General features: G+C 51.4%; 22 protein-coding genes. All 22 read left to right on the forward strand.

The genetic code is table 11. The features are described from left to right. Nucleotides 1–23 precede the first annotated feature (23 nt). Nucleotides 24–1745 carry a phosphoenolpyruvate--protein phosphotransferase gene (ptsP, locus tag G614_RS0106600; RefSeq protein ID WP_027641319.1) on the forward strand — a complete coding sequence of 574 codons (1722 nt, stop codon included), beginning with the start codon at nt 24–26 and terminating at the stop codon, nt 1743–1745. Further along, complete coding sequence (locus tag G614_RS0106605; RefSeq protein WP_027641320.1) at nt 1745–3052, forward strand: O-antigen polymerase; 1308 nt, start codon at nt 1745–1747, stop codon at nt 3050–3052. The genes ptsP and G614_RS0106605 overlap by 1 nt, the downstream gene beginning before the upstream one ends. Nucleotides 3053–3321: 269 nt before the next feature. Next, entirely contained in the window at nt 3322–4152 is an 831-nt protein-coding gene (licT, locus tag G614_RS0106610; protein WP_027641321.1) for a BglG family transcription antiterminator LicT, read from the forward strand. Nucleotides 4153–4198: 46 nt separating this feature from the next. Continuing rightward, on the forward strand, nt 4199–4693 hold the full coding sequence (locus G614_RS0106615) for a PTS sugar transporter subunit IIA (RefSeq protein WP_027641322.1): 495 nt from the start codon (nt 4199–4201) through the stop codon (nt 4691–4693). Between the two features lie 20 nt (nt 4694–4713). Further along, entirely contained in the window at nt 4714–4971 is a 258-nt protein-coding gene (locus tag G614_RS0106620; RefSeq protein ID WP_027641323.1) for an HPr family phosphocarrier protein, read from the forward strand. A 164-nt stretch (nt 4972–5135) separates the two neighbouring features. Beyond that, nucleotides 5136–6590 carry an N-acetylglucosamine-specific PTS transporter subunit IIBC gene (gene nagE / locus G614_RS0106625; RefSeq protein WP_027641324.1) on the forward strand — a complete coding sequence of 485 codons (1455 nt, stop codon included), beginning with the start codon at nt 5136–5138 and terminating at the stop codon, nt 6588–6590. Between the two features lie 248 nt (nt 6591–6838). Beyond that, nucleotides 6839–7129: a hypothetical protein gene (locus tag G614_RS0106630; protein WP_027641325.1), complete on the forward strand. Its 291-nt coding sequence runs from the start codon at nt 6839–6841 to the stop codon at nt 7127–7129. Nucleotides 7130–7529: 400 nt separating this feature from the next. Further along, complete coding sequence (locus tag G614_RS0106640; protein WP_027641326.1) at nt 7530–7811, forward strand: autorepressor SdpR family transcription factor; 282 nt, start codon at nt 7530–7532, stop codon at nt 7809–7811. Beyond that, nucleotides 7798–8454, forward strand: a complete 657-nt coding sequence (locus G614_RS0106645) for an SdpI family protein (protein ID WP_027641327.1) — start codon at nt 7798–7800, stop codon at nt 8452–8454. The genes G614_RS0106640 and G614_RS0106645 overlap by 14 nt, the downstream gene beginning before the upstream one ends. A 177-nt stretch (nt 8455–8631) precedes the next feature. After that, nucleotides 8632–9735, forward strand: coding sequence for a DUF362 domain-containing protein (locus G614_RS0106650; protein ID WP_027641328.1), 1104 nt, complete (start codon nt 8632–8634; stop codon nt 9733–9735). Nucleotides 9736–9764: 29 nt separating this feature from the next. Continuing rightward, a complete protein-coding gene (locus tag G614_RS0106655; protein ID WP_027641329.1) occupies nt 9765–11042 on the forward strand; it encodes an O-acetylhomoserine aminocarboxypropyltransferase/cysteine synthase family protein in 1278 nt (425 codons plus the stop codon). A 328-nt stretch (nt 11043–11370) separates the two neighbouring features. Next, nucleotides 11371–11808, forward strand: a complete 438-nt coding sequence (locus tag G614_RS0106665; protein ID WP_027641330.1) for an RrF2 family transcriptional regulator — start codon at nt 11371–11373, stop codon at nt 11806–11808. Between the two features lie 103 nt (nt 11809–11911). Next, nucleotides 11912–13462 carry a cardiolipin synthase gene (cls, locus tag G614_RS0106670; protein ID WP_027641331.1) on the forward strand — a complete coding sequence of 517 codons (1551 nt, stop codon included), beginning with the start codon at nt 11912–11914 and terminating at the stop codon, nt 13460–13462. Between the two features lie 149 nt (nt 13463–13611). Continuing rightward, the gene (locus G614_RS0106675) at nt 13612–15276 is read left to right on the forward strand and encodes a SulP family inorganic anion transporter (RefSeq protein WP_027641332.1); all 1665 of its coding nucleotides are present in this window, start codon (nt 13612–13614) and stop codon (nt 15274–15276) included. A 109-nt stretch (nt 15277–15385) separates the two neighbouring features. After that, nucleotides 15386–16381 (forward strand): dipeptidase, encoded by a 996-nt coding sequence (locus G614_RS0106680; protein WP_027641333.1) that lies wholly within the window; start codon nt 15386–15388, stop codon nt 16379–16381. 105 nt (nt 16382–16486) lie between these two features. Further along, nucleotides 16487–17164: a response regulator transcription factor gene (locus tag G614_RS0106685; RefSeq protein WP_027641334.1), complete on the forward strand. Its 678-nt coding sequence runs from the start codon at nt 16487–16489 to the stop codon at nt 17162–17164. 26 nt (nt 17165–17190) lie between these two features. Continuing rightward, nucleotides 17191–18588: a sensor histidine kinase gene (locus tag G614_RS0106690; protein WP_027641335.1), complete on the forward strand. Its 1398-nt coding sequence runs from the start codon at nt 17191–17193 to the stop codon at nt 18586–18588. Between the two features lie 168 nt (nt 18589–18756). Beyond that, a complete protein-coding gene (locus G614_RS0106695; RefSeq protein WP_027641336.1) occupies nt 18757–19824 on the forward strand; it encodes an ABC transporter substrate-binding protein in 1068 nt (355 codons plus the stop codon). Nucleotides 19825–20052: 228 nt separating this feature from the next. Beyond that, nucleotides 20053–20988: an ABC transporter permease gene (locus G614_RS0106700; protein ID WP_027641337.1), complete on the forward strand. Its 936-nt coding sequence runs from the start codon at nt 20053–20055 to the stop codon at nt 20986–20988. Next, the gene (locus G614_RS0106705; RefSeq protein ID WP_027641338.1) at nt 20988–21785 is read left to right on the forward strand and encodes an ABC transporter ATP-binding protein; all 798 of its coding nucleotides are present in this window, start codon (nt 20988–20990) and stop codon (nt 21783–21785) included. The genes G614_RS0106700 and G614_RS0106705 overlap by 1 nt, the downstream gene beginning before the upstream one ends. A gap of 165 nt (nt 21786–21950) precedes the next feature. Continuing rightward, nucleotides 21951–23573 carry a C40 family peptidase gene (locus G614_RS0106710; protein WP_027641339.1) on the forward strand — a complete coding sequence of 541 codons (1623 nt, stop codon included), beginning with the start codon at nt 21951–21953 and terminating at the stop codon, nt 23571–23573. A 154-nt stretch (nt 23574–23727) separates the two neighbouring features. Then, complete coding sequence (locus G614_RS0106715; RefSeq protein WP_027641340.1) at nt 23728–24504, forward strand: ClpP family protease; 777 nt, start codon at nt 23728–23730, stop codon at nt 24502–24504. Nucleotides 24505–24621 lie beyond the last annotated feature (117 nt).

Genomic DNA, 24621 nt, shown 5'->3' on the forward strand with positions numbered 1-24621 from the left:
TTTTAATAAGGAGGTACAAGAGGATGTACAAGGGAACAAGCGCTTCTGCAGGAATTGGAATTGGAAAGGCAGTGATTGTGGAGGAAGTCCGGCTGGTGATTACCAGGCAGGCGGTAAAGGATGTGGAAGAGGAGGTGCAGCGTTTTAAGGGAGCGCTGGACGAGACCATCAAGGCCACAGAGAAATTGGCAGAGGACCTGGCAACCAGGGTGGGAGAGAAGGAAGCGGAAATCATGCAGGGACATATGATGCTTCTGGCAGACCCCATGCTGACAGGGGAGATTGAGAACTCTATCAGGAATGACAGCGTAAACAGTGAATACGCCATTGAGAATGTGTGCAACATGTATGCGGATATGTTTGCCTCCATGGGAGACGAACTGATGCAGCAGAGAGCCACGGACATGCGCGACATCAAGACCCGTATGCAGCAGATGCTTATGGGAATCCGGTCCGTGGACATCTCCTCCCTGCCGGTAGGCAGCATCATCGTGGCAAAGGATCTGACTCCGTCCATGACAGCGGGAATCAATCCGTCCAATGTGACCGGTATTGTCACGGAGCTGGGCGGCAAGACCTCTCACAGCGCCATCCTGGCAAGGGCCCTGGAGATTCCGGCTGTGGTAGCTGTCACAGGCTTCATGGACGGCGTAAAGAACGGGGACCAGGTGGTACTGGACGGGAGCACCGGCGAGGTGTATGTGAACCCGGACCAGGCTGTGATGGCTGATTATGAGGAGAAGAGAAAGCAGTTTCTGGTGGAAAAGAAGGAGCTGGAGCAGTATATTGGCAAGCCTTCTGTCACAAAGGACGGTGTGCAGGTAGAAATCGTGGCTAACATCGGAAAGCCCGAGGACGTGGATAAGGTGCTCCAGTATGACGGAGAGGGCATCGGACTGTTCCGCACCGAGTTTTTGTTTATGGACAGGAATGCCCTGCCTACAGAGGAAGAGCAGTTCGAGGCGTATAAGAAGGTGGCTGCTGCCATGAACGGCAAGCCGGTCATCATCCGCACCCTGGATATCGGAGGCGACAAGGAGATTCCGTACATGGGCCTGGAGAAGGACGAGAATCCATTCCTGGGCTATCGGGCAATCCGTTTCTGCCTGGACCGCAGGGAGGATGTGTATAAGCCTCAGCTGAGGGCGCTTTTAAGGGCAAGTGCATTCGGCAACATCCGTATCATGGTTCCTTTAGTAACATGCATTGAAGAGTACCGTCAGGCAAAGGCACTTGTGGGGGAAATTAAGAAGGAGCTGGATGAAAAGGGCATTGCATACAACAAGGACATACAGGTGGGCATCATGGTGGAGACAGCCGCAGCTTCCCTGATCGCAGATATCTTTGCAAAGGAAGTGGATTTCTTCAGTATCGGCACCAATGATTTGACCCAGTACACCATGTCTGTAGACAGGGGCAATAAAAAGGTATCCTATCTGTATTCCACCTTTAACCCGGCTGTGCTCAGAAGCATTAAGCATATCATCGCCTGCGGCCGTGAGGCAGGCATCATGGTAGGCATGTGCGGCGAAGCTGCAAGCGACCCAATGATGATTCCGCTGCTTCTGGCATTTGGACTCAACGAATTCAGCATGAGCGCATCCGCCATTCTGAAGGCCAGGAAGATGGTCACCCAGTACAGCGTGGAGGAACTTCAGGCAGTGGCTGACAAGGCCATGAGCTTTGCCACTGCGGCAGAAATAGAACAATACATGAGAGATTTTGTGAAGAAGGTTACGGATTAATGGCAGTTTATCTGGTTTGTTATATCATAAGCTTCATATTGGCCCGGCAGCATTTTTATATGCTGTCTGGGCTGGTTTTAATTACAGCAGCCTTGTGGCTGTATATAAAGGATTACAGGGAGACAGGCAACCTGATTCACCTGCGGGGGCTTTTCTGCCTCTTTTTTGTGGGCGGGCAGGGAATATCCTGCTTTAAGCTAAGCCGCCTTCAGACGGATTGGAGCACCCAGACATGGGTCTGCCTGGGACTGGCGGTGCTCACCTTCTTTATTGTGTTTGAGGTGCTGCACAGGATATATGACGGCTGGAGCGCGGCGGACATGCAGTCCGTATACCGTTTTTATGCCTCGGCTGAATCCCCTTTGCAGGCAAAGAGACTGCTTCATTCCATGGCAGCTCTGGTGGCCGTATCCTACCTCGCCTTTTTCTTTGAGGCGTGGAAGCTGGGATTTGTGCCATTGTTTTCCTACGGGGTGCCCCATGCCTATTCCTATTTTCATGTCAGCGGAGTCCATTATTTTACGGTCTCCTGTGTGCTGGTGCCCAGTCTGTTCGTGGTGTACAGCCTTATGATTTCCCGCAGGGGAAGAGGACTGACCAGGGACCAGGGATTCTGGCTGGGACTGCTTATGGTTGTGCTGTCCCTGGCCGTGCCGGTGCTGTGCGTGTCCAGGTTCCAGCTGATTCTGGCAGTGGGCATGGCCGCGTTTACCTATATTTCCATGAGCGGTACCTTCAGCCTGGTCTATGTGGGCGTGCTGATGGCCTGCATGATTCCGGCCTATCTGGTCTTGACTGTCATGCGCAGCCACAGCGTGGAATACCTGAACGGAATATTTGAGATGAAGAACAGCCATATGCCAATATTCATCACACAGCCTTATATGTATATTGCCAATAACTACGATAATTTCAACTGCCTGGTGGAGCAGCTGGGATCCCACAGCTTTGGGCTTCGCATGCTGTTTCCGGTGTGGGCTCTTACTGGACTTAAATTCCTGTTCCCGGTCCTGGTGAGCTTTCCTCTCTTTGTGACCAAGAAGGAGCTTACCACCCTTACCCTGTTCTACGATGCCTACTATGATTTCGGCATCTTTGGAATGGTGCTTTTGGGCGGGCTCTTGGGAGCGGCATGCTACTCTCTGGTAAGGCGAAGGCGGAAGATGTCATGTCCGGCAGGCCATGTGATCTATGCCCAGTTTGCCATGTATATGATGCTGTCTTTTTTCACCACCTGGTTTTCCAATCCGGCCACCTGGTTTTATCTGGCTGTCACAGGTATTATTTACATGTATGTCAAGTCCTGACAAGAGCTGTGTTGGGAATTCTGACAACAGGAGTGGGGGCAAATATAAAAATTATATAAAATATTGTTGACTTTTATCTTAAGATTTGCTATGATGCTGTTAGTGAAGCAAATCTTTGAAGTTATAATTAAATAATTAAATAATTAATAAGGATTGTTACTGTTCGGCAGGCAAAACCAGGTTTGTTAAGGAGATGATGTGTACCCGTGCGTATGCGCACATGGATCTCTTTAACAAAGTTGGTTTTTTTGTTTTCATCAGGAGCAATTATGAAAATAACGAAAATAATCAATAATAATGTAGTGAGTACCTGCGATGAAGAGGGCAGGGAAATCATCATTATGGGAAGAGGCGTTGGCTTCAAAGCAAAGGAAGGCAGTATCATTGACGAGGAGAAGGTGGAGAAGATATTCCGCCTGGAGAGTCAGAACACCATGGATAAGTTCAAGGAACTGCTTGTGAACCTTCCCATGGAGCATGTACAGATTTCGGCAGAAATCATCAGTTATGCCAAAGAGGTCCTTAACAGGCCTATTAACCCAAATGTGTATATTACCCTTACGGACCACATAAACTTTGCGCTGGAACGATACAAACAGAAGATGATGTTTTCCAATCCGTTAATCAGGGAGGTTCGCAGCTTTTACCACGCGGAATATCTCATTGGCGAATATGCCATTGCCATGATTGAAAGGGACCTGGGAGTGAAGCTCCCGGTGGACGAGGCAGCTTCCATTGCCCTTCACATTGTCAATGCGGAGTATGACGCACCTATGGGTGATACAATTAAGATCACCAATCTGATACAGCAGGTATTGGAGGTGGTCAGGGAGTATTTTAGCATAGAGCTGGATGAGCAGTCCCTCAGCTATGAGAGGTTTATCACTCATCTGCGCTTTCTGGCCCAGCGGGTATTTACAGGGGAGCATATGAATCTGGATAACCTGGAATTCCAGGAGGTCATTGACCGTCTGTATCCTGAGGAATATGCCTGCAGCCAGAAAATACAGGCGCTCATCAAGCTGCAGTACAGGCATCAGGTAACAGAGGAAGAAGTGGCTTACCTGGCCCTGCACATCAAACGTATCAGGACTAAATAATTATTTTGGGCAGGTCCTTCGGGGACATGAAAGGAGAGCAGTAAGGATGTTTGGATCACTTAAGAAGCTATTTGGGGGAGAAGAAAAGGAAGAAAAGATAATCGTAGCGCCGGTGAGCGGAACAGCCATTCCCATGAGCCAGGTAAGCGACCCCACTTTCAGCCAGGAGATTCTGGGCAAGGGAACAGCAGTCATACCGTCGGACGGCAGGGTAGCTGCACCGGCGGACGGACTGGTGACCATGGTATTTGACACAAAGCATGCCATCAGCATGCAGACAGACAATGGCGCGGAGCTGATTATCCACATCGGACTGGACACGGTACAGCTTAAGGGGCAGTACTTTGAGGCTTATGTGGCTGCTGGGGATAAGGTAAAGAAGGGCGACCTCCTTCTGGACTTTGATATAGATAAGATTAAGGAAGCCGGTTACGATGTGACCACGCCGGTCATTATCTGCAACACGTCCCAGTTCCCGAAGATGGAATGTATGACCGGAATGGAAGTAAAGGCAGGGGAGACAGCCATCATCAGACTATAAGGAACAAAGGTGGTGATGAGTTGATAGAGCGGAGCTTTATCTTAAAAGACGAAATGGGGCTTCACGCAAGGCCGGCAGCCATGCTTATGGCTAGGATGCTTCATGTAAGCTCCTGCGTGGAAATCATCTGCGGGGACCGCAGGGCGGACGGGAAGGATGTTATGAGCATCATGGCCATGAACACCATGGCAGGAGATGAGGTCATCTTCCGCATAGACGGACCCGATGAAGAGGCTGCCATGAAAGAAGTGGAGTCTGTCCTGGCCGCCGATGCCTGATACATTGGCATGGTCCGGCAGGCAGGTCCTAAAAATATACGGAAAACAGTAACAGTGATTTAAACCTGGAAACAGGTTTGAATAGATTATTTACCTGCAATTCAGAGTACTCCTACGGGAAAAGTGTAGAAGGAGGCTCTAAAAAAAGAAAGGGGATTTATGTTATGATGAAGTATTTGCAGAAACTAGGTAAGGCCATCATGCTTCCTGTTGCCGTTCTGCCGGTTGCAGCTATTATGATGGGTATCGGCTATGCCATGTGTCCTTCCACCATGCAGGGCGGTGACGTAACCGGTATCATCCAGGTAATTGGTTTTGCGCTGGTAAAGATTGGAAGCGCCGTAATCGACAAGCTGCCCATGCTGTTTGCAGTTGGTGTGGCAATCGGTTTATCAAAGGATCAGCACGGCGCGGCAGGTCTTGCAGGTCTGGTTGCATTCCTGACTGTTACCACTGTACTTAACAGCGGCGTTGTTGCCACCATGATGGGCGTAGAGGAAGCTCCTCTGGCCTTCTCCAAGATTGACAACGCATTTATCGGTATCATTTCCGGTATCACAGCATCTGTTTGCTACAATAAGTTCAGCAGCGCAAAGCTGCCCACCGCACTGGCTTTCTTCTCAGGAAAGCGCTGCGTGCCCATCGTTACATCCTTTGTAATGGTTGCAGAGTCCGCCATCCTGTACTTTGTATGGCCGGCACTGTTCAATGCCCTTATATGGGTTGGCGAGCACATCATGGGACTTGGCCCTGTAGGCGCAGGTATTTATGCATTTGCAAACCGTCTCCTGATTCCCACCGGACTGCATCACGCACTGAACGCAGTATTCTGGTTTGACATTGCCGGCATTGCCGACATCAACAAGTTCTGGGGCTTCGCAGAAGGCGGAATCAAGGGCGTAACCGGTATGTACCAGGCAGGTTTCTTCCCGGTAATGATGTTCGGCCTTCCGGCAGCAGCATTTGCCATGTATCAGACAGCAAAGCCAGAGAAGAAGCAGTATGCGGCAGGTATCCTGATTGCAGGAGCAGTAGCATCCTTCGTATCCGGCGTTACCGAGCCTCTGGAATTCTCCTTCATGTTCCTGGCTCCCGGACTGTACCTTGTACACGCCGTCCTGACCGGTATCTCCGTAGCAGTAGCAGCCGCATTTCACTGGACCGCAGGCTTTTGCTTCAGCGCAGGTGTTACGGACTTCATCTTCAGCTGCAGGCTGCCAATGGCCAACCAGCCATTCATGCTGTTAGCACAGGGTGTTGTATTCGCAGTTATCTACTACGTAGTATTCCGCGCCGTCATCACCAAATTTGACCTTCCGACACCAGGACGTGAGAAAGAAGATTTAGAGGCAGAAATGGCAGCCGTATTAGCAAACGACGATTTCACCAAGGTAGCAGCTATTGTATTAGAAGGATTAGGCGGCAAGGAAAATGTAGTATCATTAGACAACTGCATTACAAGGCTGAGATTAGAGATAAAAGATTACACATTAGTAGACGAGAAAAAGATAAAATCCGCAGGCGTGGCCGGAGTCATGAGGCCAAGCAAGACATCTGTACAGGTAATAGTAGGAACCAAGGTACAATTTGTAGCAGACGAGATGCAAAAGATGTTATAGCAATGAGCCGGGCAAAAATACGGACGGAAAGCCCCAGGGAAGAGAGCTTGCTCTTTTACCTGGGGCTTTCCGTCCGTATTTTTATGGGGCGAACGCCCCACAGCCCTGGGAACGCCGGGGCGTTTCCAGGGCTGCCGCCCGGCGGACCCGCTCCCTCCCATACCTAACACCACCCCAAGCGCCCCTGGGATTGCGGATGTTACAGATACTTGATGTGAAGAATCAGGCAGTGAGGAGGTCAATGTTTTATGAAATTGTTTAATAAGCAGCGTATTATAACCAGATGCCTCAGAGGCATGCTGGCCGTGATTATCCTGTCCGCCATGCTGGGTCTGGCGGCATGCGGCGCGGATACAGGGAGCCCTGAAAATGAAGCCAGGGCGGGTACGGAAAAAGATGGTATACAGGATAACTCCCATGCATTGGGCAGCTCCGGCATACAGGAAGGTTCCGTCAATACCGCAGATGCCTTTGACACAGGCGTGTTTAATGAATATGAGAAGGCCAATCTGAAGCTGGCGGTTGAAATGGAAAAATAAGCGGAGAAATAGTGTGAGAAGCAGTTTGGTGAGAGCGGCATCCATAGGGTGCCAGGCTGCTGCGGATTATGTGGGAGGAAAGACATATGCCCGGGATATTTGCCTGGAAGGCATCATGTCTTCCTCCCTCTTGACATATGTCGGGAGTTTTGGTAAAATACATTTAGATATTTTGATAAATATCTAAATGAAGGAGAGCTGGTTTCGTAGTTGGACCATACAGTTAGTTTACATGGCTGGTTTGCACAGTCGGTTTGCATAGTTGGTCTGCACAGTTGGTCCACAAAGCCGGTCCATATGCCGAACCAAACAGTCGGCCTGCACGTCTGTCCGGTACCTGCACCGTCCACTATAAAAAACCACATAAAAATCAGGCAAAGTGAAAGGAGGCATTCCGTCCATGTCCTTCGGTGATACATTTAAAGCCCTGTCCGACCCCACCCGCCGCGAGATACTCAACCTGTTAAAGCAGACAAGCATGACCGCGGGACAGATTGTGGAGCATTTTGACACAACGGGAGCAACCATTTCCCATCACCTGAACATACTCAGGCAGGCGGGGCTCATAGAGGACCGGAAATCAGGCAAATATATTTATTATGAGCTGAATACCACTGTATTCCAGGAAGTTCTTTCCTGGCTGCATTCATTAATGGAGGAAGACAAGCATGAAAAAAAATAACAGGAAGATATCCAAGTGGGATGTATTGTACTGGATTCTGGCTCTTGTGCCATTTATCATTTCCATATGTTTTTATAACCGCCTGCCGGAGCAGGTTCCAACCCACTGGGGATCAGACAATGTGGTAAATGGTTATTCCAGCCGCAACATGGCAGCATTTGGCATACCTGCCTTTATGTTTCTCATGGCAGTGATGGTAAATGTGTTTTACCGGATTGACCCCAAATGTGAAAACATCAGCCGATCCAGGGAACTGAAGCAGATTACACGGTGGTTCGTGGTCCTGCTGGCAGTTATGGTCCAGTGTGTGATTGTCCTGTCAGGAATCGGTATGGACATCAACGTGGGAAGCATGGTAAGCATCCCCATTGCATTAATGTTCGTGGCAGCAGGCAATTACCTGCCCAAATGCAGACAGAATTATACCATGGGAATCAAGCTTCCGTGGACCCTGGCAGATGAGGATAACTGGAACAGGACCCACCGCATGGCGGGTTATGTATGGACGGCAGGGGGCATGCTGATGCTGATTATGGGATTTTTTCATCTGGCATCCCTGTTCTTCCTGGTTTTCATGGCAATGGTCCTGATTCCAAGTGTGTATTCCTATCTGATTTACCGAAAGAAGCTGAAAGGAATTTAACCGGTTCCACTTTTTCTGTTGTGCGGATGATTTATGATGCCATGGTGAAACCTGTACGAAAATCCCGCGAAAAAAATCTCCCGAAAAAATTTGGTGCCGCTGTCCTCACATACAGGATTGAATAAATGCAGGGTTTGAAGTATAATAAACGGGATAATGATTCAGAAGGAGGACACTATGGCAGTATCAAACGTATACTACACCAACATGAGGACTACACTTACGGAAAATCTCCTGCAGAAGCTGGAGAGGCTGGTAAAAAAGGCAGGCATGATGGATATTGACTTTAACAACAAATACACTGCAATTAAGATTCACTTTGGTGAGCCAGGAAATCTGGCCTATCTGCGTGCCAACTACTCCAAGGTACTGGTGGATTTAATCCGGTCCCAAAGCGGCAGGGTATTCCTGACCGACTGCAACACCCTCTATGTGGGACGGAGGAAGAATGCATTGGACCATCTGGACGCTGCTTATGAGAATGGTTATAACCCCTTTACCACGGGATGTCATATCATAATTGCCGACGGCCTTAAGGGAACGGATGAAGCCCTGGTGCCTATTGACGGAGAGTATGTGAAGGAGGCAAAGATTGGCCGGGCCATCATGGATGCGGACATCGTCATTTCCCTTACCCACTTTAAGGGACATGAGGCAACCGGTTTTGGAGGCACCCTTAAGAACCTGGGCATGGGCAGCGGCTCCAGGGCCGGCAAGATGGAGATGCACAATGCCGGTAAGCCTTTTGTACATACGAATAAGTGTGTTGGATGCGGCGCCTGTCAGAGAAACTGCGCCCACAGCGCCATCACGGTCCTTGAACGCAAAGCCTCCATTGATACAAACAAGTGTGTTGGATGCGGCCGCTGTATCGGTGCCTGTCCCGTGGATGCGGTAGACTCCATGTACGACGAGGCCAATGATATCCTGAACCGGAAGATTGCCGAGTATACCCTGGCAGTGCTGAAGGGACGCCCGAATTTCCATGTGAGCCTTGTGGTGGACGTGTCCCCCAACTGTGACTGCCATTCGGAGAATGACGCCCCCATTGTGCCTAACGTGGGCATGTTTGCCTCATTTGACCCCGTAGCCTTGGACATGGCCTGTGTGGATGCGGTAAACCGCCAGCCCGTGCTTGCCGGAAGCTTTCTGGCAGAGCAGGATCATCACAGCCATGACCATTTCATCAATACACATCCGGAAACCAACTGGGAGACCTGTATTGACCATGCTGTGAAGCTGGGCCTTGGCAATAAGGAATATAATCTCATCACCATTTAGAACCTGACCATTAGGAGGACACAGGAAACATGAGCAAACAATCATTAGACACAATCTGCATACAGGGAGGATGGGAGCCGAAAAACGGCGAGCCCAGACAGCTTCCCATATACCAGAGCACTACCTTTAAATATACCACCAGTGAGCAGATGGGCCGGCTTTTTGACCTGGAGGAGAACGGTTATTTTTATACCAGGCTGGCGAACCCGACCAATGACGCAGTGGCATCAAAAATCTGCCGGCTGGAGGGCGGCGTGGGGGCCATGCTCACTTCTTCCGGACAGGCAGCTACCTTTTATGCTGTTTTGAACATCTGCCAGGCAGGAGACCATGTAATCAGTTCCTCCACCATATACGGCGGTTCCACCAACCTGTTTACCGTTACCTTCCCCAAGATGGGAGTGGAGTGCACCCTGGTGAATCCGGATGCAGACGAGGAGGAACTGGCAAAGGCATTCAGGCCAAATACTAAAGTGGTATTTGCGGAGAGCATTGCCAATCCTGCCCTGACAGTACTGGATTTTGAGAAGTTTGCCCGTCTGGCTCACAGCCATGGTGTTCCTCTGATTGTGGACAATACCTTTGCAACCCCCATTAACTGCCGTCCCTTTGAGTGGGGCGCAGATATTGTGACACACAGCACGACAAAATATATGGACGGCCATGCGGCCACGGTAGGCGGATGCATCGTGGACAGCGGAAACTTTGACTGGGAGTCCCATCATGACAAATTTAAGGGTCTGACAGAGCCTGATGAGTCCTATCACGGCATTGTATATACCCAGAAATTTGGCAGGCTGGCTTATATCCAGAAGGCCACAGCCCAGCTTATGAGGGATTTAGGTTCCATCCAGTCCCCTCAGAATGCATTCCTGATTAATATTGGCCTGGAAACCCTTCATTTAAGGGTGCCGAGACACTGTGAGAGTGCCTTTAAGGTGGCCTCCTACCTTCAGTCCAGGGATGATGTGGCCTGGGTGAAATATCCGGGACTTCCAGGGGATAAGTATTATGTGCTGGCTCAGAAATACATGCCAAAGGGTACCTGCGGCGTTATTTCCTTTGGTTTAAAGGGTGGGCGTCAGGCTGCTTCCGTGTTCATGGATAAGCTGAAGCTGTGCTCCATTGAAACCCATGTGGCTGATTCTAGGACAGCCGTCCTTCATCCGGCCAGCCATACCCACCGTCAGCTCACGGACGAACAGCTGGTGGAGGCAGGCGTGGATCCGTCCATGATTCGTTTCAGCGTTGGACTGGAGTCTGCCGATGATATTATTGAGGATATCCGCCAGGCGTTAGAAGATTAAGAGGTTTAGTCCGGAAGGGGTCAGAGTCTTATAAGGCTTACGATTTTGACAAATTGAAAAAAGGGAGCCGCCCGCTTACGATTAATATGTAAGTGGACCGGCTCCTTTTGTATTTACAAATGATTAGTCCCAGGCGGCCCCGGGAGAAAACGGCCGGGAAGGTCAGTCATCAGGAGCTGCCGGAGAAGCAGCGGGAAATGCGCCGGCGCAGGCAAACCCGGAGCAAAGCCAGGGAATTAAAAAATAAGTGCATTTTTCTGAAAAAAATGGTATGATTTAATGAAAGACAGAAGCAGGCTGTTACAGGTAGGAAAGGGGAATCGAAAAAGTGACAAGTGAATTTACCATTGCGGTGCATGCGCTGGTTTTTTTGAATCACAAGGGGACGGTGTATTCCAGCGAAGGTCTTGCGGCGAATGTCTGTACCAATGCCGCCAGGATACGGAAGGTCATGGCAAAGCTTAAAAAAGCGGATCTTGTGAAAACAAAGGAAGGTATGGACGGCGGTTATCTGTTCCACCGTGACAGCAGGGACGTGAACCTGTCCATGGTGGCTGAGGCTCTGGATACCCCCTTTGTGGCTGCCGCCTGGAAAAGCGGCAATCCGCATATGGACTGTCTCATATCGTCAGGCATGGCGGGAATCATGGACGAGCTCTATGGAGAGCTGAACCAGTGCTGCCAGGCATATTTAGAGAAAGTGACCATTGCGGATTTGGACAGCAAAATCTTCACTGGTGCCGCAAAGGCTGTAACAGCCATATAAAGACAGAGAATTAACCCTGGTGAATCAGGTCGGCGGATGCCGGTTTTTCACCAGGGATTTTTGAGCTGCATGATGAGTTACATGAGAGGAGACAAGGGACAGGATGAAGAAAATGAGAGGATTATTCCGGATTATATTTGGAAGGACGGCCTTTGTGGTGCTGTTTATGGCCATACAGGTGGGAATCCTGTTTGGCGCCTTCCGGTGGCTGGAAGAGTACATGCACATTGTATACGCCATATCTATCCTTTTGAGCGCGGCAGTCATCATTTATATTTTCAATGAACCCATCAATTCCAGCTTTAAGATGGCCTGGATTGTACCGGTCCTGGTGATTCCGGTGTTCGGAGTCCTGCTGTACATATTTGTGCAGATGCAGTTCCAGACAAAGCTTTTGGCCCGGCGCCTGAAGAAAAACATAGGCGACACAGCTCCCTATCTCAAGCAGGACCAGGAGGTACAGGAGCGAATCAGGGAAGCCAGCAGGAGAAGCAGCCACCTGATTGATTACATGAAGGACCACGCGGGGTATCCCGCCTACGGCAACACCCATGTGGAATACTTCCCGCTGGGGGAGGACAAGTTTGAGGCTCTCATGAGGGAGCTTAAGGCGGCCCGGCATTTCATTTTCATGGAATACTTTATCGTGGAGCGGGGATACATGTGGGACAGTATCCTGAAGGTGCTGGAGGAGAAGGTGAAGGAGGGCGTGGAGGTTAGAGTTATGTATGACGGCATGTGCTGCCTCATGCTTCTTCCGTACCATTATCCCAGGGTGTTGGAGAAAAAAGGAATTCGCTGCAAGATGTTTTCGCCTATCAAGCCAACCCTGTCCACCTATCAGAATAACAGGGACCACAGGAAGATTGTGGTCATAGACGGCCATACGGCCTTTACCGGAGGTGTGAATCTGGCGGACGAGTACATTAACCGCAAGGTGCGCTTTGGCCACTGGAAGGATACGGCCATCATGCTGAAGGGAGACGCGGTCCAGAGCTTTACCATGATGTTCCTGCAAATGTGGAATGTGACGGAGAGACAGCCGGAGGACTACGGGAAGTACGCGGTCCCTAAAGACTATGAGCATCCCCTGGCCGCGGACCATTCCGGTTTCGTCCTGCCCTATGGGGACAGCCCTATGGACAGGGAGCAGGTGGGGGAGCGCGTATATCTGGATATAATGAACCAGGCCAGGAACTACGTCCATATTATGACGCCCTATCTGATTCTGGACGACGAGATGGTCAATGCACTGAGTTATGCTGCCAAGCGTGGGATTGACGTAAAGCTCATCATGCCTCACATTCCGGATAAAAAGTATGCCTACATGCTGGCCAGAACCTTTTATCCGGAGCTGACAAGGGCAGGCGTGAAAATCTACGAATACACGCCGGGCTTTGTCCATGCCAAGGTTTTTGTCAGCGACGACGAAAAGGCTGTGGTGGGCACCATTAATTTGGATTTCCGCAGCCTGTACCTGCATTTTGAATGCGCGGCCTACATTTACCGCAACCCGGTGGTCTTTGACGTGGAGCGTGATTTTGAGGAAACCCTTAAGAAATGCAGTCTTATCACTATGGAGGACTGTAAAAATTACAGCTGGATGGGAAAGAAGCTGGGACGGCTCATGCGCCTCATTGCCCCTTTGATGTAATAGGAGATGAACAGCTGCCGGCTCTGACTCCGGAGGCTGTTTTTTGTACTATATTGGAAACATGGCGGAAAACAATTGATATGGGTCCATCCTTTCGCTATAGTAAAAAAGTATTAACATTTTATAAACACGAAAAGGATAAAGTTAAAATGAAGACGCTCACACCCCAGCTGTTTCTGTCCATGAAACAGTACACAAAGGAACAATTCACAAAGGACGTGGTATCTGGAATTATTGTGGCCATCATTGCCCTGCCCCTGTCCATTGCACTGGCACTGGCCTCCGGAGTCACACCGGAACAGGGACTTTATACGGCCATCATAGCCGGATTCGTCATTTCCTTCTTAGGCGGCAGCAAGGTGCAGATAGCAGGCCCCACGGCGGCCTTTGCCACCATTGTGGCAGGAATCGTCATGAAGAACGGAATGGAGGGACTGGCCACGGCCGCCATCCTGGCCGGCCTCATTCTTGTCATCATGGGCTTTCTGCGCCTGGGCGGCCTGATCCGGTTCATTCCCTATACCATTACAACCGGCTTTACAACCGGTATCGCGGTGACCATTTTTATCGGCCAGATTAAGGATTTCCTGGGACTTACCTTCAGGGAATCACCGGTGGAGACCATGGAGAAGCTGGGGCAGGTTATCACCTGCATAGATACCCTGAACCTTCAGGCCCTGGCAGTGGGAGCCGTTTCACTGGCCATTCTCATCCTGTGGCCCAGGTTCTTTAAAAAGGTGCCGCCTTCTTTGATTGCCGTTGCGGGGGCCGCGGTGCTGGTAAAGGGACTGGACCTGAAGGTCAATACCATAGGGGATTTGTATACCATATCCTCCGGCCTTCCCGCGTTCCATCTGCCGGCTATCAGCTTCAGCCTGGTGCAGAAGGTGATGCCGGACGCCATTACCATAGCTGTGCTGGCTGCCATTGAGTCCCTGCTTTCCTGTGTGGTGGCAGACGGCATGATAGGCGGAAAGCACAACTCCAACATGGAGCTGGTGGCACAGGGAGCGGGCAACGCGGCCTCAGCGCTTTTCGGAGGCATTCCGGCCACAGGCGCCATCGCAAGGACGGCTGCCAACATAAAGAACGGCGGGCGCAGCCCGGTGGCCGGTATGGTCCATGCGGTGGTGCTTCTGCTGATTCTGGTATTTCTCATGCCCTATGCCGCCCTGATTCCCATGCCCGCCATAGCGGCCATCCTGTTCATGGTGGCCTATAATATGAGTGAGTGGCGTTCCTTTGCCGATGTGGTGCGGACAGCTCCAAAAAGCGACACAGCAGTGCTGGTGCTGACCTTTTTACTCACAGTGGTGTTCGACCTGGTCATGGCCATCGGCGTGGGACTGGCCCTGGCCTGTCTGCTGTTCATGAAGCGCATGGCGGATGTGTCTGATATTTACGGATGGAAATATGCAGAGGATTACGAGGAGAGCACGGACAGGGAGCGCATTGACCTAAAACCGGTTCCCAGGCAGGTCATGGTGTTTGAGGTGAACGGTCCCATGTTCTTTGGCGCGGCGGATAAGATTGGACAGATTCCCCTGGATTCGGACAAGAAGGTGATGATTCTGCGGATGAGAAGCGTTCCTGCCATGGATGCAACCGCCCTGAACAGCCTTAAGAAGCTGAACGCAAGGTGCCGCAAGGCCCGCATCACCATGATTCTTTCCCATGTAAACGAGCAGCCCTTGTCTGTGATGGAGAAGGCGGGATTTGACAAGGAGATAGGAAGGGAAAACATAGCGCCCCGCATCGACGATGCAATCTGCCGTGCAGGGGAAATCCTCTCAGGGGCAAATCCTGACGATTGACGGAAACAGGCAATCAGTATAGACTGGAACATAGTACTGACTGACAGAATATTTCCGGTTATCCGGGAATAAATTGGGAATACCAGAGAACAGGAAAGAGGACAGGGATATGAAGGTTGTGGATATGCACTGCGATACCATTGCGGAAATCTATAAAGACCATAAGGAGGGAGGCAGGCAGTCTATCCTTGAGAACCGGCTGATGCTGGATTTGAGGAAGATGCAGGCAGGGGATTACGGACTGCAGAATTTTGCCCTGTATGTCAATCTGGAACAGGCCAAGGGAAGGCCCTTTGAAGCCTGTATGGAACTTCTGGACACCTTTTACCAGGAGATGGAGGCCCATGAGGATATCATAGGAATCGTCAGATCCTACGGGGATATCCGCAGAAACTGGGAGCAGGGCAGGATGTCAGCCCTTCTCACAGTGGAGGAAGGCGGGACCTGTCAGGGAAAAACGGCGTTCCTGCGGGATTTCTACCGGCTGGGTGTACGCATGATGACCCTGACCTGGAACTTTCCCAACGAGCTGGCATTTCCCAATGCCAGGATTACTGAGGAGGACGGTACCTTCAGAATGGCGCCTGATACGGAGCATGGGCTTACGGATACCGGAATTGCCTTTGTGCAGGAGATGGAGCGCCTGGGAATGATTATCGATATTTCCCACCTGAATGACGCGGGCATATGGGATGTGTTCCGGTATACCAGAAAACCTTTTGTGGCCAGCCATTCCAACGCAAGGGCCATGGCCTCCCATCCAAGGAACCTGACAGATGATATGATACGCGCCCTGGCCGGGCGGGGCGGCGTCATGGGCATCAATTACTGCACCGCCTTCCTGCGGGATTTCGGACCGGGGGAAGAGCAGTTAAGCCGCATATCCGACATGGTGGAGCACATGAAGCATATTCGGAAGGTTGGCGGCATCGGCTGTATCGGGCTGGGCTCTGACTTCGACGGAATCAGCGGGAACCTGGAGATGGGGGATGCAGGCAAGCTCCCCATGCTGGCGGACGCCATGGAACGGGAAGGCTTTACCGCCTCGGAGATAGAGGCTGTATTCTATAAAAATGTGCTGCGGGTGTATAAGGACGTCCTGTAACGGGAAAAACTTTACACAAGTTTTGCATTCCCATGAGGTGGATTTTACTTCTGTTTGGTATGCTGTTTACATAGGCTGTATGCAGGGAAAGGCGGTAGTTGGAAAATGGAACGGATTTATATTATAGAGGATGATGAAAACATCAGGAATCTGTTAAAAATTGCCCTGGAGGGCTTTGGGTACGCGGCGGAAGGGTTTGAGACCGCAGAGGAAGGCCTGGCCAGGATGCGGGAGGAAAAGCCGGACCTGGTAATCTTTGACTGGATGCTTCCGGGGATGGACGGGACAGAGGCCATCAAGGAGATAAGGAATACGGAGCAGTTAAAATATGTGCCCGTCATGCTCCTGACTGCCAAGGAAAAGGAGCTTGACAAGGTGGTTGGGCTGGACTGCGGGGCAGACGATTACATGGTAAAGCCCTTTGGGGTGCTGGAGCTGTCGGCCCGCATCCGCAGCCTGCTTCGCAGGACCAAACGGGAGGAGGAAAGGGATGTACTGTCCTACCAGGACATCCAGGTCAACCGCAAGACCAGGGAGGTGTCAAGCGGCGGCCGGCTGGTGGAGCTTACACTGAAGGAATTTGAACTGCTGGCCTATCTGCTGGAGAATCAGTCCAGGGTGGTGACCAGGGATGAACTGCTCAACCGTATCTGGGGATATGAGTATGATGGAGAGACCAGAACCCTTGATATGCACATCCGGACCCTTCGCCAGAAGCTGGGAGAAGAGGGCGGTGCATGCATTAAGACGGTCCGGGGCGTGGGCTACCGCATGGTGAGATAACATGACAGGAAACCAAGGAGGAAGATATGCGTAAGGCATTATTGGAACGTTTTATCCTGGTACTTTTGGCGGCGCTGTGTATTAACAGCGTCATCTTTTATATTGCCAGCAGCAAAATGATGTTAAAAAACTCCAAAGATGACATGACCTACACCATCAAGGCCGTGGACAGCATCCTGGATTATGACAGGGACTTAATGGAGCAGATGGAGCGCCTGGAGGCGTTTACGGACCAGGATTCCAGCAGGGTGACCCTCATAAAGTCAGACGGTACCGTTGTGACGGATTCGGACGCGGACGCGGAGTATCTGGACAACCATCTGGGACGAGAGGAGATACGGGCAGCCATGGAGCACGGGGAGGGATATGCCAGGCGCTATTCCAAAACACTGGGCAAGACCATGCTCTATGTGGCCTGCCGCTCCGAGTATTCGGACATGGTGCTCCGCCTGGCCGTACCCTATTCCGGCATACAGGAATACCTTCCCATGCTGTTTCCGGCAGCCATCTTAAGCTTCCTTATGGCCATGGTATGCTCCGTGGTGACCACCAGACGTTTTGTGTCATCGGTCACCAGACCCCTGCGCGACATCTCAAAAGCCGTGATGAAGGTAAAGGGGGATTACACGGAACTCCAGTTTGAAAGCTGCCAGTACTCTGAAATAAACGTCATTGCCGAGACTATCATGAATATGTCAAAGGATGTAAAGGAATACTTAAGCCAGATAGAAAAGGAAAAGCAGATACGCCAGGAATTCTTCAGCAACGCGTCCCATGAGCTTAAGACCCCCATCACCTCCATCCAGGGCTACGCGGAGCTGCTGGAGAGCGGCATGATTCAGGATGACGGCATGAAGCTGGATTTCGCAAAGAGAATCAAGAAGGAGGCCGCCGGAATGACCGGGCTCATCAACGACATCCTGATGATATCCCGCCTGGAATCCATGGATGCCGAGGTGATTTTCTCCGATGTGAGAATCAGTGTGCTTCTCCAGGAAATCATGGACAGCTTAAAGCCTCTGGCTGCCTCCTGCCGGGTATTTCTCCATGTGGACGTGAAGCCGCTGTGCGTCCGGGCAAACCTGCAGCAGATGAAGGAGCTGTTTACCAATCTGGCCACCAATGCCATCAAGTACAACCGGCCCGGAGGCCAGGTGTGGATTACGGTTGGTGAACAGGGGGATGACATGCTGGTAAAGGTAAAGGACAACGGCGTGGGAATCCCAAAGGAGAGCCTGGACCGCATATTCGAGCGTTTCTACCGGGTGGATAAGGGCCGCAGCCGCAAACAGGGCGGTACGGGACTGGGGCTGTCCATTGTGAAACACATCGTGAACTTTTACCATGGAACTATCCATGTGACCTCTGAAGTGGACAAGGGTACGGAGTTTACTGTCACCCTTCCTCTTGACATGCATAAATAATTATGGAAATATCTTATGGAAATATCTGCAAAAAACAGCGGTTTTTCGCTTTATTACTTTAAAATCACAGAAATTTAAAGTAATAAAATTGACGGCGCAATTTTTTTGTAGTATGATAGGAAAAGTCCTGATAGAGGACGAATTCTTAAGTGGAAGGGAGATAGTATTATGAAAAAGATATCAAAAATCATGTCCCTGGTTGTAGCCGGCGTCATGGTTCTGTCCATGACTGCCTGCGGAGGCAATGCGGCTGAAACCACGGCAGCTGTCACCGAGGCACAGAAGGAGACAGCAGCTGATACGGCAGCAAAGGCTGAAGAGACAACTGAGGGAGAGGCCTCAGAGAGTGAGACTGCTGCGAAAGCAGAGGGAACCACCTATAAGATTGGCGTACTCCAGCTGGTGCAGCACACCGCCCTGGACGCTGCCAATGACGGTTTCATCGCTGCCCTGGATGATGCTGGAATCGCCTACGAGGTTGACCAGCAGAATGCTTCCGGCGAACAGTCGGCATGCCAGACAGTGGCATCCAAGTTCGCCAATGAGAAGAAGGATTTGATTCTGGCCATCGCCACACCGGCTGCACAGGCCATGGTGGGCGCGGTGGAGGATACTCCTGTTTTGATTACCGCAGTGACAGATCCGGCTGAATCCGGTCTGGTTGACACCAATGAAAAGCCGGGAGCAAATGTAACAGGAACCTCTGACCTGACTCCTGTAAAGGAGCAGATTGACCTGCTTAAGCAGCTGGTTCCGGATGCCAGGACCGTTGGCGTGCTGTACTGCTCCGCAGAGTCCAACTCCAAGATTCAGGCTGATATGGCCAAGGAAGCCATTGCGGCGGCAGGCATGGAGAGCAAGGAGTATACGGTTTCCGGTTCCAATGAGATTCAGACCGTGGTACAGTCCATGGTAGGTGCCGTGGACGCAGTGTATGCTCCTACGGATAATGTAATCGCAGCAGGCATGGCCACAGTCGGAATGGTGGCAGGAGACAACAAGCTGCCGGTTATCTGCGGCGAGGCAGGTATGGTACAGAACGGCGGACTGGCTACATACGGCATTGATTATTACCAGCTGGGATACATGACCGGCCAGCAGGCCGTGAAAATCCTCACCGAGGGGGCATCACCGGCCGATATGCCGATTGAGTACCTGCCGGCTGAGAAGTGCGAGCTGACAGTGAACGAGGAAACAGCCCAGACTCTTGGGATTGATGTGTCCGGATTAAAATAAACAGTCAGGCAGCTCAGGATGATACAGGCGGTGCTGCGGGGCAGAGACGGTGCAAACCGCTTTGGCCTGCGGCACCCTCTTTTCGGTCATTGGATAAAATGGATCCGGCAGGAAGGGTAGATGGTTTGCTCAAGCTGTAAGGCCCGCAGGAACGGCGGTTTGGGCAAGCTATTTACATAATCAAATGATACAAAGGGACAGAGACAGGAACGGAGGTAAGTATAGGATATGAATTTTGCGAATCTGATGCAGGGCATGGGCCCCAATCTGTTGGATGCAGTGGGACAGGGAGTGCTCTGGGGAATCATGGTGCTGGGGGTGTACATCACCTTCAAGCTCCTGGACATTGCTGATTTGACCGTGGACGGAAGTTTTGCCCTGGGGGGCTGCGTCTGTGCCACGCTGATTGTGGGCAGGGGAATGAATCCGGTGGCAGCCCTGGCCATAGCCACACTGGCGGGAATGGCGGCTGGTTTTGTGACAGGCATCCTTCACACGGTATTTGAGATACCTTCCATACTGGCCGGAATTCTGACCCAGATATCCCTGTGGTCCATCAACCTGTGGATTATGGGAGGCAGCAGCAACATACCCCTTCTCAAGTCCAAGTCTATTGTGACAATGGTTTCTTCCGCCACCGGCTTTAACCAGGCCCAGGCGTCCCAGGTCATCGGCATCGCGGCAGCCATACTGATGGTTGCTGTGATGTACTGGTTCTTCGGCACGGAGATAGGCAGCACCCTGAGGGCAACGGGAAACAATGAGGATATGATACGCGCCCTGGGGGTCAACACCAAGTGGACCAAGCTGCTGGCCCTGATGCTCAGCAATGGTCTGGTGGGCATGTCCGGCGCCCTGGTATGCCAGGGCCAGAAATACGCGGATATCCAGATGGGTACCGGAGCCATTGTCATTGGCCTGGCAGCCATTGTCATCGGGGAAGTGCTCTTTGGCTGGTTCCGCAACTTTGCCCTTAAGCTGTCGGCGGCAGTCATCGGTTCCGTGATCTACTTTGTCATCCGGGCCTTTGTCATCAAGCTGGGCATGAATCCAAACTACATGAAGCTTTTATCCGCTATTGTGGTTACCCTGGCTCTCTGCATCCCGGTAGCTGCCAATAAGTGGAGGACCAGCAGGGAATACTCGGAAGGAGGAAATGCATAATGCTGATCATGACCAATGTGCGCAAAACATTCAACAAAGGCACCATCAATGAGAAGAAGGCGTTAAACGGCATTGATCTGACCCTGAACGACGGGGATTTTGTGACGGTCATCGGAGGAAACGGCGCGGGCAAGTCCACCATGCTCAACATGATAGCCGGCGTGTATCCCATTGATTCAGGAAAGATCGAGATTGACGGTGTGAATATATCCAGGCAGCCGGAATACAAGCGGGCCAAATACATTGGCCGGGTGTTCCAGGACCCCATGAAGGGAACGGCAGCCGGCATGGAAATACAGGAAAATATGGCCCTGGCATTCAGAAGAGGCCAGAGAAGAGGACTGGGCTGGGGAATCAGGGCCAATGAGAAGGACTATTACCACGACCTGCTGACCAGGCTGGGACTGGGCCTCCAGAACCGCATGAGCAGTAAGGTGGGACTGCTGTCAGGCGGCCAGAGACAGGCCCTTACCCTTCTCATGGCAACCTTGCAAAAGCCGAAGCTTCTCTTGCTGGATGAGCACACGGCAGCCCTGGACCCCCAGACGGCCAGAAAGGTGCTGGACCTGACAAACGAGATGGTGACGGAGCAGAACCTGACAGCCCTCATGGTGACCCATAACATGAAGGACGCCATCCAGATAGGAAACCGGCTTATCATGATGAATGACGGGCGGATTATCTATGACGTGTCCGGCAGAGAAAAACAGAACCTGACCGTAGATGACCTTCTGGCCAAGTTTGAAGAGGCCAGCGGAGGGCAGTTTGCCAATGACCGCATGCTGCTCTCAAATTAATCCATATCAGCCGCTAAAATTGCCGGTTTCCGGGGCATTTCATGTAAATACTTCGGGGACCGGCAAAACTTAAGAAATTTTTCACATTTTCGAGTCTGTTTTTATGATATACTTTACGCTATATGAGTTTTTATGGCGAAAAATGAGTTGGAGATTGTAAGAATTATGCTTGAACATAAGGATTATCTATCGAGCCTGAATAAGGCCAGAAAAAAACGGAATCAACGGCTGGATCCCAGATACCTGGTGCTCCTGCTGGCTGCTATCGCGGCAGTGGGAATCATCGTGCTGGGGGTAAAGGCAGTCAAGAAGCCGGTATCCGGCAAAGCAGCGGGACCGGCCCCCTCGGGACAGGTGCGAAACGCCACCCCGGCCCAGGCAGCTCCGGCCAGTGTTTCACCGGAGGAGGTAGCAGCCCAGAAGAAAGCCCAGGAGATTGACAATGTAATCAGCTCCTACAGCAATCTGGGAATCGTGCAGGTGTCCGGCTACCTCAACATAAGGGAGACTCCAAGCACCGACGGCAAGATCATAGGTAAGCTGTCAGGGGACGGAGCCTGCGAGATTCTGGCAACGGAAGGGGACTGGTCCCACATCACTTCCGGCGGAGTGGAGGGCTACATCAGCAATCAGTACCTTCTGACCGGAGACGAAGCCAGGGAAAAGGCAAAGGAGCTTGTTAAGCTGCGCGCCACGGTAACGGCTGACAACCTGAACATCCGCCAGGCACCTGCTCTGGATCCGGGAAATGTCATCGGACAGGCCTTAAAGGGAGAGCGCTACGTGGTCAAGGGACTGGAGGACGGCTGGATTCAGATTGAGGAGGGATACATTTCCTCTGAATATGCTGAGGTGGTCTATTCCCTGAACGAAGGACGTAAAATGGACATGAAGGCCATGGCCATCAACCAGTATGACAATCTGGTCATATCCAAGGTGAACAACTACCTGAATGTGCGCCAGGAGCCAAAGTCAGACGGCAAGATTATCGGTAAGATGACCAGCAAGGCGGCAGGCGAGATCCTGGAGACCCTGGACGGCTGGTATAAGATTAAGTCAGGCCCCATCATTGGTTATATCTCAGCAGACCCCCAGTACACGGCCACGGGTCAGGAGGCAAAGGATATAGCCATGCAGAACGCCACTCTAAAGGCGGTTATCAACACAGACGTGCTGAATGTGCGCACGGAGCCCAACACGGACTCCAAGATTTGGACCCAGATTGTAAAGGACGAGCGTTATCCGGTTGTGGCGCAGTTAGACGGCTGGGTGGAGATTGAGCTGGATTCCGTGGATGAAGAGGACGGAAGCAAGGTGGATAAGGCATTTATTTCCACCAGGGATAACAACGTGGAGGTGCGGTACGCACTGAACGAGGCCATCAAGTTCTCACCTGCCGAGGTGGCAGCCAACAATGCGGCATCCAGGCGTTCCAAGGTGGTGAATTACGCCCTTCAGTTTGTGGGCAACCCGTATGTATGGGGCGGAACCAGCCTGACAAAGGGCGTGGACTGTTCCGGATTCACCATGCAGGTCATGAAACAGTTCGGTGTATCCCTGCCGCATTATTCCGGATCCCAGGCCAAAATGGGCAAGGCAGTTACCTCCGGCAACATGCGTCCGGGCGATTTGATATTCTACGCAGGCAGCGGCGGCCAGGTAAACCATGTAGCCATCTACATCGGCAACGGCCAGGTAGTCCATGCAGCCAGCCGTAAGAGCGGTATCAAGATTTCCACCTGGAACTACAGGTCGCCTGTGGCTATCAGGAATGTGTTAGGCGACTAGGCCAAAAACATTGTATTTTATTCAGAAAGCCGGTCGGCAGTCTCTGCTGGCCGGCAATTTTTGGGTGAAACTGTGTGAAAGGCAGCGCATATTTTATGGTTCACGGTGCAGACTATCCTTAATTGATGAATGTTCACGAAAGGGTGGTCTGATTATGGGACAAGGAAAAAACAACAGGAAAAAAAGAGACAATCAGGTGGAAAACGGAAACGGACAGGTACGCCAGCAGGACGATGAAACCAAAAAGCTTGAGAAGGAAATAGAGGAAAAAGAAGACAGTAAGCTGGAGGAGTATGGCCAGGTCATTCTGGAGGACAACCGCAAACAGAGGAAAATCCATCTCATCACCATCATTGGGGAGGTGGAGGGACACGAGAATTCCTCGGGAAGCAGCAAAACCACGAAATACGACCATATACTGCCGAAGCTGGCTGAAATAGAGGACGACGACAGTGTGGACGGACTTCTGGTGCTGCTCAATACATCGGGAGGGGATGTGGACGCGGGCCTTGCCATTGCGGAAATGATTGCATCCCTCAGCCTTCCCACCGTATCCCTGGTATTAGGCGGAAGCCATTCCATCGGGGTTCCCCTTGCTGTGTCCACCAATTATTCCTTCATCGTGCCCTCAGGCACTATGATGATTCATCCGGTTCGGATGACGGGGATGGTTATAGGTACGTCGCAGACCTACGAGTATTTTGAGATGATACAGGATCGCATACTGACATTTGTATCAAACCATGCCGATATTGCCTATGACCAGCTGAGGGAGCTGATGCATAATACAAAGATGCTCACCAGAGACCTGGGCACTGTCCTGGTCGGGGCCCAGGCCGTGGAGGCAGGGCTTATAAACCAGGTGGGCGGTATCAAGGAAGCGCTTGGAAAGCTTTATGCCATGATTGATGATCGGGAACGCAGGCGGTAGATTCCGTCTTAAGATTCCGTCTTTTGAAACAATCCACTTGAATTTTAACCTCAAATATAGCATAATATAAGTTAACTGTATAAATGAGACAGCCTGCTGTGGGAATGGGAGGCTGAT

It is taken from the genome of [Clostridium] clostridioforme AGR2157 (assembly GCF_000424325.1).
Lineage (GTDB): Bacteria > Bacillota > Clostridia > Lachnospirales > Lachnospiraceae > Enterocloster > Enterocloster clostridioformis_A.